Below are 13,689 nucleotides of genomic sequence, written 5' to 3' on the forward strand. Positions count from 1 at the left end.
CACGACCGACAGGAACAGGTGAGTACCTCCATGACCACATCGGCGGACCCGACGTCCGGACCCGGCGCCCCCCAGGACACCGACCAGGCGCGGACCAGCCTGGCGACGGCCGCGGCACGCAACCTGGCGACCACGACCAAGACCGCGCCGCAGATGCAGGGGATCTCCTCCCGCTGGCTGCTGCGCGTACTGCCGTGGACCCAGGTCTCCGGCGGCACGTACCGCGTCAACCGGCGCCTGACGCACACCCTCGGGGACGGCCGGGTGGAGTTCACCAGCACCGGTTCCGACGTCCGGGTCATCCCCGCCGAGCTGCGCGAACTGCCGCCGCTGCGCGACTTCGACGACCCGGCGGCGCTGGAGGCGCTGGCCGGCCGGTTCGTACAGGAGGAATACGCGCCCGGCGACGTGCTGGCGGAGCGGGGCCGGCCCGCCGACCGCGTCATCCTCGTCGCGCACGGCAAGCTGAACCGTATCGGCACCGGCAAGTACGGCGACGACACGGTCCTCGGCGTGCTCGCCGACGGCGACCACCTGGGCGAGGCGGCGCTGCTGGCGCCGGACGCGACCTGGGAGCACTCCGTGCACGCCGTCACCCGGGTGACCGTACTGTCGCTGCCCCGCGCGCAGTACGAGGAGCTGGCCGACCGCACCCCCGGGCTCCGGGACCACCTGGAGCGCTACCGCACGGCCGAGGTCCCGCCGCAGAACAAGCACGGCGAGGCGGCCATCGACGTGACCTCCGGCCATGTCGGCGAGCCCGCGCTGCCGGGCACCTTCGTCGACTACGAGCTCGCGCCGCGGGAGTACGAACTGAGCGTCGCGCAGACCGTATTGAAGATCCACACCCGGGTCGCCGACCTCTACAACGACCCGATGAACCAGCTGGACCAGCAGTTGCGGCTGACCATCGAGGCGCTGCGCGAGCGCCAGGAACACGAGATGGTCAACAACCGTGAGTTCGGCCTGCTGCACAACGCCGACCTCAAGCAGCGCATCCACACCCGCAGCGGCCCGCCCACCCCCGACGACCTGGACGAACTGATCTCGCGGCGCCGCAAGACGCAGTTCCTGCTGGCGCACCCGCGGACCATCGCGGCGATCGGCCGGGAGTGGAACGCGCGCGGCATCTACCCGACCGGCATGGAGATCGGCGGCACGGCGGTACGGGCCTGGCGCGGCATCCCGCTGCTGCCGTGCAACAAGATCCCGATCAACCCCGACCAGACCAGTTCGGTCATCGCGATGCGTGTCGGCGAGGAGAACCAGGGCGTCGTCGGCCTGCACCAGACGGGCATCCCCGACGAGTACCAGCCCGGCCTCTCGGTCCGCTTCATGGGCATCAACGAGCAGGCGGTCATCAACTACCTGGTCAGCGCCTACTATTCGGCGGCCGTGCTGGTGCCGGACGCGCTGGGCATCCTGGAGGACGTGGAAATCGGACACTGACACTTCGTCCGCCGGGCGCCGTCCATCCCGGACGGCGCCCTTCCGCCGCCCGTACCAACGCCGTGCCGCAGGGCTAGGGTGTGTCGTCAAATTCCCGTCGTTCGCCCGGAGGGCGGGCCGCGCGGCGTCTGGTGCGTGCGATCGCAAGGCGGAGGGTCTTCCCGGTACTGGGTGTACCGGGAAGGGCCCGACAACGCAGCGAGCGTGCGTGCCAGGCGTCGCGCGGCAGGCGGGAATTTGACGACACGCCCTAGGAGTGTCGTTCGGGGAAGTTGGTGACGCTGCTGGCCGAGGTGCGTTGGCCAGCAGCGATTCCACGGCCCGGGTCGCCACTTGGTACATGTCCAGCACGCTCGGCCCGTAAGCGCGGGCGAGCCGCTGCACCAAGTCGAGCTGGGGCATGCGGAAGGTGCCCTCCAGGGGGCGGGCCGAGCTTGTGGAGATGATGTGACTGCCCGGGACAAGGAATGGCTGCCGCCCGCCGAGGCGCACGGCAGGCTGCACCGGGACCTCCGCGCGCGAGCCGTCTCCCTGCACTGGTCGGCTCAACCCTTCAGCCACAGAAACCTCCTGGCTAGACGTCATTACCCATCCGGACGCGGAACCGCGCCCTCCCCTCCCTCCGGTGCGGCGGCTTTACGCCAGCCCCGGCAGCTCCGACCGGACACCGAGAGCGCGGACACAACCACTCCGGAACAAGGCGGCCGCAGCGGTCCGGCCCCGCCGCCGCCCGCGGGCGAAGCGTTACGGACTCCGTCGGGAGACCCGCCGACGCCGCTTCACTCGTCCCCCCTTACCGCCGTGACTCTCGTGGCACGCCCGGCTCATGCGTCCCGCCCGGCAGGGCTCGCCCGCGCCCTGCCTGGGGGTTCGCCCTCGGACACCGGGTCAGCGAGCGCGTTTTCACGCGGAGTCCGCCATCGTCCATCCGCCCGCCTTCCTCCCTTGTGCAAAGCCTTACGACCTTCGGCGGGCCTCGTGGGCGCGCCGCCGGACGACGCCGTCGCGCCCGGCGAAGGCGGCCTGGGAGTAGCACACCGGCACACGGTTCCGGCCGCTTCGCGCAATTCAGGCCGTCAGGACGGCATTTGGGGCATGGCCAGACCTTATCGGCGGAAAAAACAGGTTCTCTCCTAACGGCCCCAAAAGACGGATCACGCCTTACGCTCCCTGGTCATGCGCAGAACAATGAGCAGATTCAGCAGGGTCGGCCTGGCCGCCCTCCTCTCCCTCGTCGTCTCCGTCCTCGGGCTGGGCGCCGCCTCCCCGGCCGCGGCAGCGGACACCCCGGCGCTCGCCTTCACCGTGGACAAGACGCAAGCCACCCCCGGCTCGGACGTCACCGTGACCATGACCTTCACCAACACCGGCACCGCCGACGTGCGGTTCGTGTGGCAGTCCTTCCAGCCCACGTGGGAGACCTCCACGGCCAGCGGCCTGAAGTACACCTGGGGCGCTTGTACTGCCGACCCCGGAGTGACGTGCACCGCGGGCCAGGGCGCCTCGTACTCCGTGCCGATCGCCCCCGGCGCCACCCGTAAGGTCACGATGACCTACAAGATCGCTGCCGACTCCTCATGCGGCTACCCCGACGTCGCCTTCTACTCGTACATCTACTACGAGTTCGCCGGCGGCCTGCCCGCCAAGGACGGCACCTTCTACACCCCCGCCACCCGCGTGGTCTGCCCGACCACTCCCCCGGCGGGCGCGCAGGCCTGACGCAGGCCGACACGGTCCACGCTGCCATCCCCCACCGGTACCGCTACGGCGCGAGTCCCCAGACGCGCCCCGTCCCCGTGAAGCTCCCGCTCCTCCGGCCCGGGCCGGAGGAGCGGTCCCGTTTTCCGCGCCGCCGTACCGGTCAGGTGGTCAGCGACCGGTCGGCACCGGCGGCATGACATGCCGCACCGTGAAGTCACCGGTCCCGACGGTCTCGTACGGGGCGGCGCTCAGGCACTTGGGCACCGTCATCTCCGGTATGGAGTTCGCGGCCCAGCTGTAGCCGAGGCGGTCGTGAGTGCCGTTGTCGTAGACGGTGAAACCGACGCGCTTGCCGACGACGCGGCCGTCGGGGTGGTCGGAGCGGGTGATGACGCCGGTCGCGGTGGCCACCGGGCCGCCGGTGATCAGGCAGTCGATGCGGCCTTCGAAGTGCGCGCCCTCCTTGCCGTCGGCGGTGAAGTGGCTGAAGCGGAAGGTACCGCGTGGGGTGCCGCCGGCCTCCTCGGGGCCGAAGCCGTGCGCGTCGAAGGAGAAGCGGACCCGCTGTCCGTCCGCGCGGTACATCTTCGCGGCGCCGGTGAGGCTCGCCTCTCTCGCTGTGTCCTTCGCCGCCGTCTTCGGGTGGGCGGCCGGCGTGGTCTGCTGGCCGGCGGTGGCGGTGGTGGCCAGGCAGGTCCCCATGGCCGCCAGGGCGGCTGCGGTGGCGACGAGCCCTCGCACGAGGCGGCGGGGCACCCGGCCGTCCGTGCCCATCCCGGCGGTCCGGCCCGCGCGGTCCGCTGCGGAGCGCGGAGTGGTGAATGAACGGAACATGGCGAACTCCCTCGTCGTGGCGGCTCACGGCCGCTCGCACCGTCGTCGGTGGCCCCGACCGCTGTGCCCGCCGGCTGCCGAGATCAGCTTCCGCCCCGGCCGGAGTTCGCCACCATCCGCCGATCGGCAGATCAATGGCCCTGACCAGCGTGGTTTCTCTGCCGATCGGCAGAGAGACCACGGGCGGGCAGATCTTTATGCTCGTGGTGTCGGACAACGGGCGGGGATTTCGGGGGGCTGGGCAGTGCGACGGAACATATGGGAAAGAACGCGGGCCCGCGCGAGCGCGGCGGCGCGAGTGCGGGGACGTGACGGACGCTGGGACCGGGCCGTCCTGGGCGGGCTCGCCGTCGCCGGCCTCGTCGCGGCAGTAACACTGCACCTCGCGGCGGCAGCCCCGGCGTATGCGACCGTGCCCGCGCTCGCCGCCGTCGGCATCCTGCTCGGCGGGATCGTCTCCTGGCCGCGCTCGCGCGGGTGGATCGGCGCGGCCACCACGGGGGCCGGAATCCTGCAACTCGTGGCCGCCTTCGCCACGCCGGCCTCCGATGATCTCGCGGGTGGTTACTGGCTGCTCGTGGCGTCCGGGCTGCTGACGGTGCTGCTGGTCGCGACGTTCCGCTGGGCGCCGCCGCGGCAGGTGGTGGCGGGCACGGTGTGCGCGGGGTCGGCGGTCTCGCTGTGGACCCTGTGCCTCATACCGGAGGCGTCCTTCTTCGAGCACCTCGGCATAGCCGCCTTCTGGTCACTGCCCGTCCTCGGCGCGTCGATAGCCGGCGGCTACCCGCGGGCGATGCAGTCCGGCAAGCGCCGTGCGGTGCTCGCGGCGCGCCGCGCCCAGCAGCTCGAACTCGCCCACGATCTGCACGACTTCGTCGCCCACGACGTGAGCGGCATCGTGGTCCAGGCCCAGGCGGCCCGGTTCGTGGCCGAGCACGACCCGGGGGCGGCCGTCGCGGCCCTGGAGCGGATCGAGCGGGCCGGTCTCGGCGCGCTGGCCTCCATCGACCGTACGGTACGGATGCTGCGCGCCTCGGACGGCGACGAACCGGAGCCCGCCCTCGCCCGGGAGGCTCCGCCCGGCTTCGACCAACTACCGGACACGGTGCGGAGGTTCGGCGACACCGGCCGCACCCGCGCCCGCCTCGACATCGCGCCCGGGGTGGCCGGGGCGCTCTCGCGCGAGGCCGCGGCGACGGCGTACCGCGTCGTCGTGGAGGCACTGACCAACATCCGCCGGCATGCGCCGGACGCGGCCCTCGCCACCGTCACCGTCGGCCCCGCCGGGGAGGCGGACGGCCCGGCCGTCGCGATCCACGTCACCAACGACACGCCCCCGCGCCCGGGCGCCTCCCCGCTCGGCCGCCGCGACCGCGGGCAAGGCCTCATCCACCTGACCGAGCGGGTGCAGGCGCTCGGCGGTTCGCTCGACGCCGGGCCGTACGAGAACGGCTGGCGCCTGACCGTGATCCTCCCCGCCAACCCCGTCGCCGCCAACCCCCTACCCGCCAACCCCCTACCCACCTCCGCATCCGCCTCCCCCCTCCCCGGACTCACACCATGACCGTGCCCCCGCGCCCCGCCAACGCGCCCACCCGCATCCTGATCGCCGACGACCAGGAGGACGTGCGCAGCGGTTTCCGGCTGATACTCGACTCCCAGCCGGACATGACGGTGGTGGGGACCGCGGCCGACGGCGGCACCGCCGTGGAACTCGCCCGCTCCCTCTCCCCCGACGTGGTCCTCGCCGACATCCGGATGCCCTGCCTCGACGGTCTGGAAGTCACCCGCCTCCTGGCCGGCCCGGAGGCGGAGAACCCGCTGCGGGTCATCGTCGTCACCACCTTCGACCACGACGACTACGTGCACGCCGCGCTGCGCCACGGGGCCTGCGGCTTCCTGCTCAAGCGCTCGGGGCCCGGCCTGCTGATCGAGGGCGTACGGGCCGCGATGGCCGGGGACACCCTGATCAGCCCGCAGGTCACCGTGCGGCTGCTGCACCGCCTGGCCCCGCCGCCGGCGGTGGACGCCGCCGATCCGCTCACCGACCGGGAACGGGAGATCACCCGGCTCGTCGCCCGGGGCCTGACGAATGCCGAGATCGGCGCCGAGCTGTTCATTTCCGCGGGCACCGTCAAGACCCACATCGCCAACATCCAGGCCAAACTGGCCGTGCGCAACAGGGTGGGCATCGCCGCCTGGGCCTGGGAGACCGGGCTCGCCGGCCCCGTCTCCGGGTGAGGCCGGGGCGACACGACGACCGTACGGCGGTTGTACGGATTTCTGATACCTCCGGGCCATAGTGGGCTCCTCGTGCCCATGGGACAGTTGCCGCGACGTCTGGGGGAATCGTGAGGAATCGATTCGTTCGTGTGCGCGCGGGACTGACGGTGCTGACGGCGTGGGGCGTACTCGCCGGGAGCGGGGTGGCCGGGAGCGGGGTGGCGGCCGGGACCACCGCGGACGACACCCTGCGGCTCGGTCGCGCGGTCCGGCTCGCGCCGGGGGTGACGTACCGCGCGTTCGACGTGGTGGTGGCGCGCGGTACCGCGCACGGCCACCTCCTGACGGTGGACCTGGCCGACCCGCGTGTCGCGGTGGACCTGCTGTACCCCGGCGCGGTCGGCGCGCGGGCCCCGGTCTCCCGGCTGGCCGACGCCCGGGCCGCCGTGGCCGCCGTGAACGGGGACTTCTTCAACATAACCGAGACCCAGCACCCCGGAGTCGAGGCGACCGGTGCCCCGGTCGGCCCGGCCATCGCCTCCGGCCGTCACCTGAAGGCGGCGGTACCCGACGGACAGCGTTTCGGCCCGGCTCTGCCGCCCGGCACGAACACCAGGGACGTCATCGCCGTCGGCTACGACCGCCGCGCGCGCCTGGACCGGCTGTCCCTGCGCGGGGCCGCGCTGACCGCCGACGGCGCGCTCCCGCTCAAGGGCTTGAACCAGTACGCGCTGCCGGTGAACGGCATCGGCGCGTTCACCTCGCGCTGGGGGCCGGCCTCGCGCGTCCGGGCGACCTGCGGCACGGACACCGACCGGGCGGCGCCGTGCAGCACGGAGACGTACGAGGTCACGGTCCGGCACGGCCGCGTGACGGGCGTCGCGCAGGTGCCCGGCCGGGGCGGCATCGCCCGGGGCACGACCACGCTCGTCGGCCGGGAGGAGGGCGCCCGGCGGCTGCGCAAGCTGCATGTCGGCGACCGGGTGCGGATCGGCCACCACCTGGTCGGGTCCCGGCCCGTACCGCCGCGCTTCGCCGTCGGCGGCTTCCCGATCGTGCGGCACGACCGGCCGCTGGACGGCCTGGACACGGTCACCCCGGCCGTACGGACCTCCGCGGGCGCCGGCGCGGGCGGCCGCACGCTGTTCCTGCTCGCGCTCGACGGTGCGCCCGGCCGGGCGGGCATGACGGTACGTGAATTGGCCGACGTGATGGACCGGTTGGGCGCCCGGAACGCGGTCAACCTGGACGGTGGCGGTTCCTCGACCCTGGTCACGCGCGCGCCGGGCAGCCCCGGCGCGACCGTGCGCAATCACCCCTCGGGGGGTGCGGAGCGGCCGGTGCCGAACGCGGTCGGCGTGTTCGCGCGGGGGTGACCCGGAGCGCCACTCCGGGGCGCGCTCACGGCCGGACGCTGCTCACGACGTCCGCGGCGCCGGACAGGCCGTTCTGGATGTCCGGCGCCAGATTGCTGCTCGCCAGATAGAAGCCGAGCAGCATGCACACGAGGGCGTGTGTGAACTTCAGCCGACCGCTGCGCAGGAATACGACGGTCAGCACGACGAGCAGCACGACGACCGAGATCGAAATAGCCACGACAAACCTCCTCACCCGCCGCCCGAACGGACGACAACGTGCGCCAGTTTGGCTTATTCCGCACCTTTCCCCGTGGCTCTGCCGATGCGCCATCCAGGTGATCACTGCGGGTCACCGGACGAAGCGGGACGGCACCGGCCGCATTCCGCGTTCCGCGGCTCGCGCGAAATGCGGGCAGCCCTGGCGCGAAAGGGCCTATTGCCCCTGGTTCAGAGGCCTTTGGTCCGGGACCGGACCGCGTCCGAACCGTGTGGGCCACCGCCTATATTCATGGGATGAGCACATCGCGGGTGCGGCGCGTGCTGCGCCGCTGGCTACCGAACCAGCACGGCGCCTGGGCCATGCTCCTCATGCCGTTCCTGGCGGGAGCCCTGCTCGGCGGGTTCGACGGGTGGCATGCCGTGCTGCTGCCCGCGTGGCTGCTCGCCTATTGCGCGGCGTTCCACGCCCAGCAGTACGTCCGGCTGCGCCGGATATCCCGTAACCCCCGAGCGCCGCTCCGCCATCGCGCGCCGCTGGCCGGATTCGCAGCGGCCTTTGCCGCCTGTGCCGTTCCGCTTGCCGTGGCACATCCCTGGCTGCTGGTCGCCGCTTTGTGCGCGGCGCCTTTCTTTGCCGTCAATATCGTCTACGCACACCGGAACGAGGAACGCGCCACGGTCAACGGAATCGCGGCGGTCGTGCCCGCCTGCGGAATGCTGGTCGTCTCCGACCGGTTGGGCGGCGACACCGTGGATTCCGGCGCCTGGCCGGCCGCCCTGGCCTGTCTGCTGTATTTCGCCGGGACCGTGCTCTACGTGAAAACCATGATCCGGGAGCGGGGGAACCAGTCCTTCCGGGTGGCGTCGGGCGTGTACCACGGACTCGCGGTGGTGGCCGCCGCCTCACTCGACCTGTGGCTGGCGGTGCCCTTCGCACTGTTCTGCCTGCGCGCCGTGACGCTGCCCGGACGCGGCCTGCGGATCGCGGTGGCCGGCGCCGTGGAGGTGCTGTGCTCGGTGCTGCTGTTGGCCTTCCTCGCGTGCGGCCCTCTCCTGGCCCACTGACGCCCCGGGCGCCTGGTACAGCGGGGTCTAGCCCCCCTTCGCGTGCTTGATCTGCGCGTAGACGTGGGCGCGCAGTTCGGCGAAGCGGGGGGACGAGCGGGTGGTGATCTGGTCGCGGGCGGCGGGCAGGTCGACGGGGAGGTCCTCGTGGACGACTGTGGGCGCCGAGGACAGTACGATCACCCGCCGCCCCAGGTAGACCGCCTCGTCGATGTCGTGGGTGACCAGCAGCGTCGTCACGCCGAGCCGGCGCCACAGGGTCAGCAGCAGGTCTTCCAGTTCGGCGCGCGTCTGCGCGTCCACGGCGGCGAACGGCTCGTCCATCAGGAGCACCTGCGGCTCGTACGCGATGGCGCGGGCGATGGCGACGCGCTGCTGCATGCCGCCGGAGAGCTGCCAGGGGTGGGCCGCGGCGGCGTCGGCGAGGCCGACGGCGGACAGTGCCTCGTCGACCAGCGTGCGGCGGCGCGGGGCGGGGACCTTCTTCTCGCGCAGCGGGAGTTCGACGTTCTTGCGCACCGTCATCCAGGGGAAGAGGCTGCGCCCGTACTCCTGGAAGACGACGGCCATGCCGGGCGGCGGGCCGGTGACGCGGCGGCCCGCGACCCGCACCTCGCCCGCGGTCGGCGACAGCAGCCCGGCGACGCATTTGAGGAGCGTCGTCTTGCCGCAGCCGGACGGTCCCACGACGCAGACCAGGTCGCCGCCGTCCACCCGGAAGTCGATCTTCCGCAGCGCCTCGACGCCGCCGCGCTCCTCGTACACCTTGCCCAGTCCGGTGACCTCAAGCATGCCGTCCCCGCTCCCCGCCGCGCGCCGAGTGCCAGGCCAGTATGCGGCGTTCGGCGGCACCGAACGCCAGCGAGAGGCCGAATCCGAGCAGTCCGAGGACGACGATGCCGCTCCACATCTCGGGGATGGCGAAGCCGCGCTGGAAGAGGACGACGGTGTAGCCGATGCCGGAGGTGCTGGCGAACATCTCGCCGATGACCATGAGGATGATGCCGATGGACAGGGCCTGCCGCAGCCCCGCCATGATCTGCGGGCTCGCGGCGGGCAGGACGAGGTGGCGCAGCCGGGCGGGTCCGCGCAGCCCGAAGCAGCGGCCGGTGTCGTCGAGCACCTCGTCCACGGCGCGCACGCCCTCGACGGTGTTCAGCAGTACGGGCCAGACGCAGCCGGAGACGATGACCAGCACCTTCATCGCGGTGTCCAGGCCCGCGAGCAGCATGATGAGGGGGACGAGGACGGGTGGCGGTATCGCGCGGAAGAACTCCAGGACGGGTTCGGCGGCGGCCCGCAGGGTGCGCGAGGAGCCGATGGCCACGCCGAGGGCGACGCCGAGCAGGCCGGCGAGCGCGTAGCCCGTGAGCAGCCGGCCCACGCTGGGCAGGACGTCCTCGGTGATCCGGGCCGAGAACCAGACCTCGGTGAAGGCGGTGGCGACCCGGCCGGGCGTCGGCAGGTAGTAGGCGGGGCTCGCCGAGCTGTAGGCCCACCAGCCGAGGACCAGCAGGACGGGCAGGCCCAGGACGCGCAGGAGGCGCAGGCCCGCCCGGCGCAGCACGCCCGCCGCCGCGGGCCGCTTCCCCGCCGGGCTCACCGCGCCGCCTCGCTCCGTACGGACGGGTGCCAGGCCAGCACCCGGCGCTCGACGGCCCGCACCGCCGCGTTCACGCCGACCCCGACCAGGCCGGCCAGCACGATCAGCGCGTAGACGTCGGTGACCGCGCCGCCGGACTGGGCGAGCTGGATGCGCAGCCCCAGCCCGGGGCTGCCGATGACCAGTTCGGCGGTGACGGCGAGGATGAACGCCACCGCGGCGGCCAGCCGCAGGCCGGTCATCACGTACGGCAGCGCGGTCGGCCACACGAGGTGGCGCAGGCGGGCCCAGCGGCCGAAGCGGTAGCTGCGGGCGGTGTCCCGGGCGACCGGGTCCACGTCGGCCACGCCGTACAGCACCTGGATGAGCACCTGCCAGAAGGAGGCGTAGACCACGAGGAGCAGGGTGGAGCCGGTCTCGGCACCGAACAGGAGGGTGGCCAGGGGGATCAGCGCCACGGACGGGATGGGGCGCAGGAACTCGATGGTGGAGGCGGTGACGGCGCGCAGCCCCGGTACGGCGTCGATGAGTACGCCGAGGGCGACGGCCAGGCAGCAGGCGATGGCGAGTCCGAGGGCCCAGGCGCGCAGGGTCTCACCGAGCGCGGTCCACAGGGTCGCGTCGCCCAGTTCGGCGGCGAGGCGGCGCAGGACGGCGGTGGCGGGCGGCAGGTGGCGCGGGTCGACCAGGCCGAGCCGGGGTACGGCCTCGGCGGCGGCGAAGAGGCAGGCCAGGCCGGCGAGCCCGAGGGCGGCGGTGCGCGGCGCGCTCAGCGGCGCTCCGGCGCGCTCGGCCCGGCGGGTCACGGCAGCAGGGCGCCGACGTCGGCGGGCTTCTTCAGTACGCCGTCCTTGCGCGCCAGGTCGGCGATGCTCCGCACGGACGCGCGGTTGATCGCGGTGGGCCATTTCGGCAGCACGATCCGTTTGACGACCGAGGGTGGGATCTTGGTGTACTTGCCGAGTTCCGCGCGGACCGCTTCGGGGTGGGCGCGGGCGTGGGCCAGCGCGTCGTTGATGGCGGCCGTGAAGCGTTTGACCAGGTCGGGCTTGTCGCGGAGCAGTTTCTCGCTGGTGAAGTACATGGCGACGGTGAGGTCGTCGACGGCTTCGGCGAAGGGCCAGCACACGTCGTGGGCGCCCTGGTCGATGGCCTGGGTCTGGAAGGGCTCCACCGTCCAGATGGCGTCCACCCGCCCGGCGGCGAGCGCCGCCGGCATGTCGGACAGCGGGATCTCGGTGAACTTCAGCTTCTCCGGGTCCCCGCCGGCCCGGCGCACCGCGGCCCTGATGGTGGTGTCGCCGATGTTCTTCAGCTGGTTGACGGCGATGTTGCGGCCGGGCAGGTCCTTGGCCGACTTGATGGCGCTGCCCTTGGGCACGAGGACGGCGCTGTAGTCCTTGCCGGGCCCCGCCTGCCCGGTGGACGCCACGCCGTTGGCCACGGCCTTCAGGGGCAGTCCCTGTTCGCGGGCCGTGAGCAGGGTGGTGGTGTTGCTGAAGCCGAAGTCGAACTGGCCGCTGACGACGCCGGAGGCGCTGTACGCGCCGCCCTGGACCGGCGTGATCTTGGCTTTGATGCCGTGCCGGGCGAAGAAGCCGTGCGAAGCGGCCAGGTGGACCGGCGCGGTGTCCACGATGGAGAGCGCGCCGATCTCGATGCTGTCGGTGCCGTTGCCGTCGCCGGACCCGGAACCGTCGCTTCCGCATGCCGTGGAGGTGAGGAAAAGCGCTGCTGTCGCCGCCGCGGCGGCCCGTAAGCGATACACGCGGGAACCGTAGGGGCGGGCGGGAGCGTCGTCAACGGTGTAGGGACGAGCGACCGGAAGGAACCGCTGGGACAGCGAGCAGGGACACCTGGGGTGCCGGGACCACGCCACCGCGCGAGCGCGTCGCGCTCCGGTGGCGCGGCGTGTCATGGATCACGTCACGCACCGCAACGAAACATAGGTGGTTTTCGTCTTAGCGGCCGACACCCGCCGGACCGCACACGGAAAGCACGCCCATGAGTCCTGCCCCCGCCCCGCACGGCCACCGGCCGCCGCGGCTCGCACGCGCCGTGCCGGCGCTGGTGCCGCTGCTCGGCATCCTCGCGCTGACCGCCTGCGGAGGCCCTGCCGCGTCCGCCTCGAAGGGCGATCCGGTACGGGTGTCGCTGGGGGCGGCGAACGGTACCCGGACCGTGAAGGCGGGCGACAAGCTGCGGGTCAGCGCGGCCGGCGGCAGCCTCGTCAAGGTCGTGGTCACGGACCCGAAGGGCCGCCGGCTGCCCGGCGGGCTGGGCGACGGCGGCAAGGTGTGGACCTCGGGCGAGCCGACCGCGCCGGGCACCAAGTACTCGGTGGCGGTCGAGGCGAAGAACGCCGAGGGCGGCACGAACGAGGTCAAGGAGTCCCTGACCACCGCCAAGGCCGACAAGCTCAACAAGGTCGAGCTGAGCCCCGGCTCGCAAGGCGCCACGGTCGGTGTGGCCCAGCCCGTCTCGGTCGCCTTCGACTTCCCGGTGACCGACAAGGCCGCCGTGGAGAGGCACCTCAAGGTCACCACCGACAACGGCACGACCGGTTCGTGGGGCTGGGTGAAGGACCTCTCCGGCAAGGACCGCGTGGACTGGCGGCCGAAGGAGTACTGGAAACCGGGAACCAAGGTCGGGCTGCGTGCCGACCTGAACGGCGTGGACTCCGGCGGCGGCCGGTACTTCGCCAAGGACTACGACCTGAACTTCACCATCGGCGCGAGCCAGGTGATCAAGGTGGATCTGGACAGCAAGCACCTGACGTTCAACGAGAACGGAAAGGAGGTGAAGGACATCCCCTTCTCCGCCGGCAAGCCGGACGCGCAGCACTCCACCTGGACGGGCATCTTCCCGCTCCTGGCGAAGGAGGGCACGATCAACATGAACTCCGAGACCGTGGGGCTGGGCGACGCGTACGACAAGATGGTCCGCGACTCCATGAAGCTCACCAGCTCCGGCACCTACGCGCACGCGGCGCCGTGGAACGCCGACAAGGTGGGCCGCGTCAACAACAGTTCCGGCTGCATCGGGCTGACCGACGCCGACGCCGACTGGCTCTACTCCAAGGTGCGCGTCGGAGACCCGTTCGAGGTCACCGGTTCCTCCGTACGGGGGAGGGCGGCCGAGAACAACGGTTTCGGGGACTGGATGGTCGACTGGTCCCAGTGGCAGAAGAAGAGCGCCCTCCCATCGAGCAGCTGACCCCCTACAGAGCCTAATGTG

Annotated in this window: 13 protein-coding genes; 7 read left to right on the top strand and 6 right to left on the bottom strand. The window is 72.2% G+C overall.

Features of this window, described 5'->3' with window-relative positions; translation table 11 throughout:
• Positions 1-30 precede the first annotated feature (30 nt).
• Both ACH4K4_RS01230 and ACH4K4_RS01235 read left to right on the top strand, forming a co-directional pair.
• Entirely contained in the window at positions 31-1,449 is a 1,419-nt protein-coding gene (locus tag ACH4K4_RS01230; protein ID WP_398163902.1) for a family 2B encapsulin nanocompartment shell protein, read from the top strand.
• A gap of 1,188 nt (positions 1,450-2,637) precedes the next feature.
• Positions 2,638-3,168, top strand: coding sequence for a hypothetical protein (locus ACH4K4_RS01235; RefSeq protein WP_398163903.1), 531 nt, complete (start codon positions 2,638-2,640; stop codon positions 3,166-3,168).
• 150 nt (positions 3,169-3,318) lie between these two features.
• Here the strand turns inward: ACH4K4_RS01235 and ACH4K4_RS01240 are convergent, their stop codons facing one another.
• Entirely contained in the window at positions 3,319-3,984 is a 666-nt protein-coding gene (locus tag ACH4K4_RS01240; RefSeq protein ID WP_398163904.1) for a hypothetical protein, read from the bottom strand.
• 298 nt (positions 3,985-4,282) lie between these two features.
• On the opposite strand from ACH4K4_RS01240, the gene ACH4K4_RS01245 reads away from it, so the two are divergent.
• From ACH4K4_RS01245 to ACH4K4_RS01255, 3 genes are all read left to right on the top strand, one after another.
• A complete protein-coding gene (locus tag ACH4K4_RS01245) occupies positions 4,283-5,548 on the top strand; it encodes a sensor histidine kinase (RefSeq protein WP_398163905.1) in 1,266 nt (421 codons plus the stop codon).
• On the top strand, positions 5,545-6,225 hold the full coding sequence (locus tag ACH4K4_RS01250; RefSeq protein ID WP_398163906.1) for a response regulator: 681 nt from the start codon (positions 5,545-5,547) through the stop codon (positions 6,223-6,225). The genes ACH4K4_RS01245 and ACH4K4_RS01250 overlap by 4 nt, the downstream gene beginning before the upstream one ends.
• Positions 6,226-6,356: 131 nt before the next feature.
• A complete protein-coding gene (locus ACH4K4_RS01255) occupies positions 6,357-7,583 on the top strand; it encodes a phosphodiester glycosidase family protein (RefSeq protein WP_398163907.1) in 1,227 nt (408 codons plus the stop codon).
• A 25-nt stretch (positions 7,584-7,608) separates the two neighbouring features.
• Here ACH4K4_RS01255 and ACH4K4_RS01260 read toward each other — a convergent pair whose 3' ends face one another.
• A complete protein-coding gene (locus ACH4K4_RS01260) occupies positions 7,609-7,803 on the bottom strand; it encodes a hypothetical protein (RefSeq protein WP_360128415.1) in 195 nt (64 codons plus the stop codon).
• Between the two features lie 275 nt (positions 7,804-8,078).
• Between ACH4K4_RS01260 and ACH4K4_RS01265 the strand changes: the two genes are divergently transcribed.
• Positions 8,079-8,849, top strand: coding sequence for a YwiC-like family protein (locus ACH4K4_RS01265; protein WP_398163908.1), 771 nt, complete (start codon positions 8,079-8,081; stop codon positions 8,847-8,849).
• Between the two features lie 27 nt (positions 8,850-8,876).
• On the opposite strand, the gene ACH4K4_RS01270 is transcribed toward ACH4K4_RS01265, so the two are convergent.
• The 4 genes from ACH4K4_RS01270 to ACH4K4_RS01285 are packed head-to-tail and all read right to left on the bottom strand — an operon-like array spanning position 8,877 to position 12,220.
• Positions 8,877-9,641: an ABC transporter ATP-binding protein gene (locus ACH4K4_RS01270; protein ID WP_398163909.1), complete on the bottom strand. Its 765-nt coding sequence runs from the start codon at positions 9,639-9,641 to the stop codon at positions 8,877-8,879.
• Positions 9,634-10,452 (bottom strand): ABC transporter permease, encoded by an 819-nt coding sequence (locus ACH4K4_RS01275; protein WP_398163910.1) that lies wholly within the window; start codon positions 10,450-10,452, stop codon positions 9,634-9,636. Before ACH4K4_RS01275 ends, ACH4K4_RS01270 begins: the two co-directional genes overlap by 8 nt.
• Complete coding sequence (locus ACH4K4_RS01280) at positions 10,449-11,225, bottom strand: ABC transporter permease (protein ID WP_398164498.1); 777 nt, start codon at positions 11,223-11,225, stop codon at positions 10,449-10,451. The genes ACH4K4_RS01275 and ACH4K4_RS01280 overlap by 4 nt, the downstream gene beginning before the upstream one ends.
• A 29-nt stretch (positions 11,226-11,254) precedes the next feature.
• Complete coding sequence (locus ACH4K4_RS01285; protein ID WP_398163911.1) at positions 11,255-12,220, bottom strand: ABC transporter substrate-binding protein; 966 nt, start codon at positions 12,218-12,220, stop codon at positions 11,255-11,257.
• A gap of 236 nt (positions 12,221-12,456) precedes the next feature.
• Between ACH4K4_RS01285 and ACH4K4_RS01290 the strand changes: the two genes are divergently transcribed.
• Positions 12,457-13,668 (top strand): Ig-like domain-containing protein, encoded by a 1,212-nt coding sequence (locus ACH4K4_RS01290; protein ID WP_398163912.1) that lies wholly within the window; start codon positions 12,457-12,459, stop codon positions 13,666-13,668.
• Positions 13,669-13,689: the final 21 nt, after the last annotated feature.

The sequence above is a fragment of the Streptomyces sp. NPDC017529 genome, assembly GCF_044329785.1.
Classification (GTDB): domain Bacteria; phylum Actinomycetota; class Actinomycetes; order Streptomycetales; family Streptomycetaceae; genus Streptomyces.

Coding starts and splice junctions, on each gene's coding strand:
- ACH4K4_RS01250 (WP_398163906.1), top strand. CDS start 5,545: ATGACCGTGCCCCCGCGCCCCGCCAACGCGCCCACCCGCATCCTGATC.
- ACH4K4_RS01235 (WP_398163903.1), top strand. CDS start 2,638: ATGAGCAGATTCAGCAGGGTCGGCCTGGCCGCCCTCCTCTCCCTCGTC.
- ACH4K4_RS01240 (WP_398163904.1), bottom strand. CDS start 3,984: ATGTTCCGTTCATTCACCACTCCGCGCTCCGCAGCGGACCGCGCGGGC.
- ACH4K4_RS01230 (WP_398163902.1), top strand. CDS start 31: ATGACCACATCGGCGGACCCGACGTCCGGACCCGGCGCCCCCCAGGAC.
- ACH4K4_RS01290 (WP_398163912.1), top strand. CDS start 12,457: ATGAGTCCTGCCCCCGCCCCGCACGGCCACCGGCCGCCGCGGCTCGCA.
- ACH4K4_RS01270 (WP_398163909.1), bottom strand. CDS start 9,641: ATGCTTGAGGTCACCGGACTGGGCAAGGTGTACGAGGAGCGCGGCGGC.
- ACH4K4_RS01265 (WP_398163908.1), top strand. CDS start 8,079: ATGAGCACATCGCGGGTGCGGCGCGTGCTGCGCCGCTGGCTACCGAAC.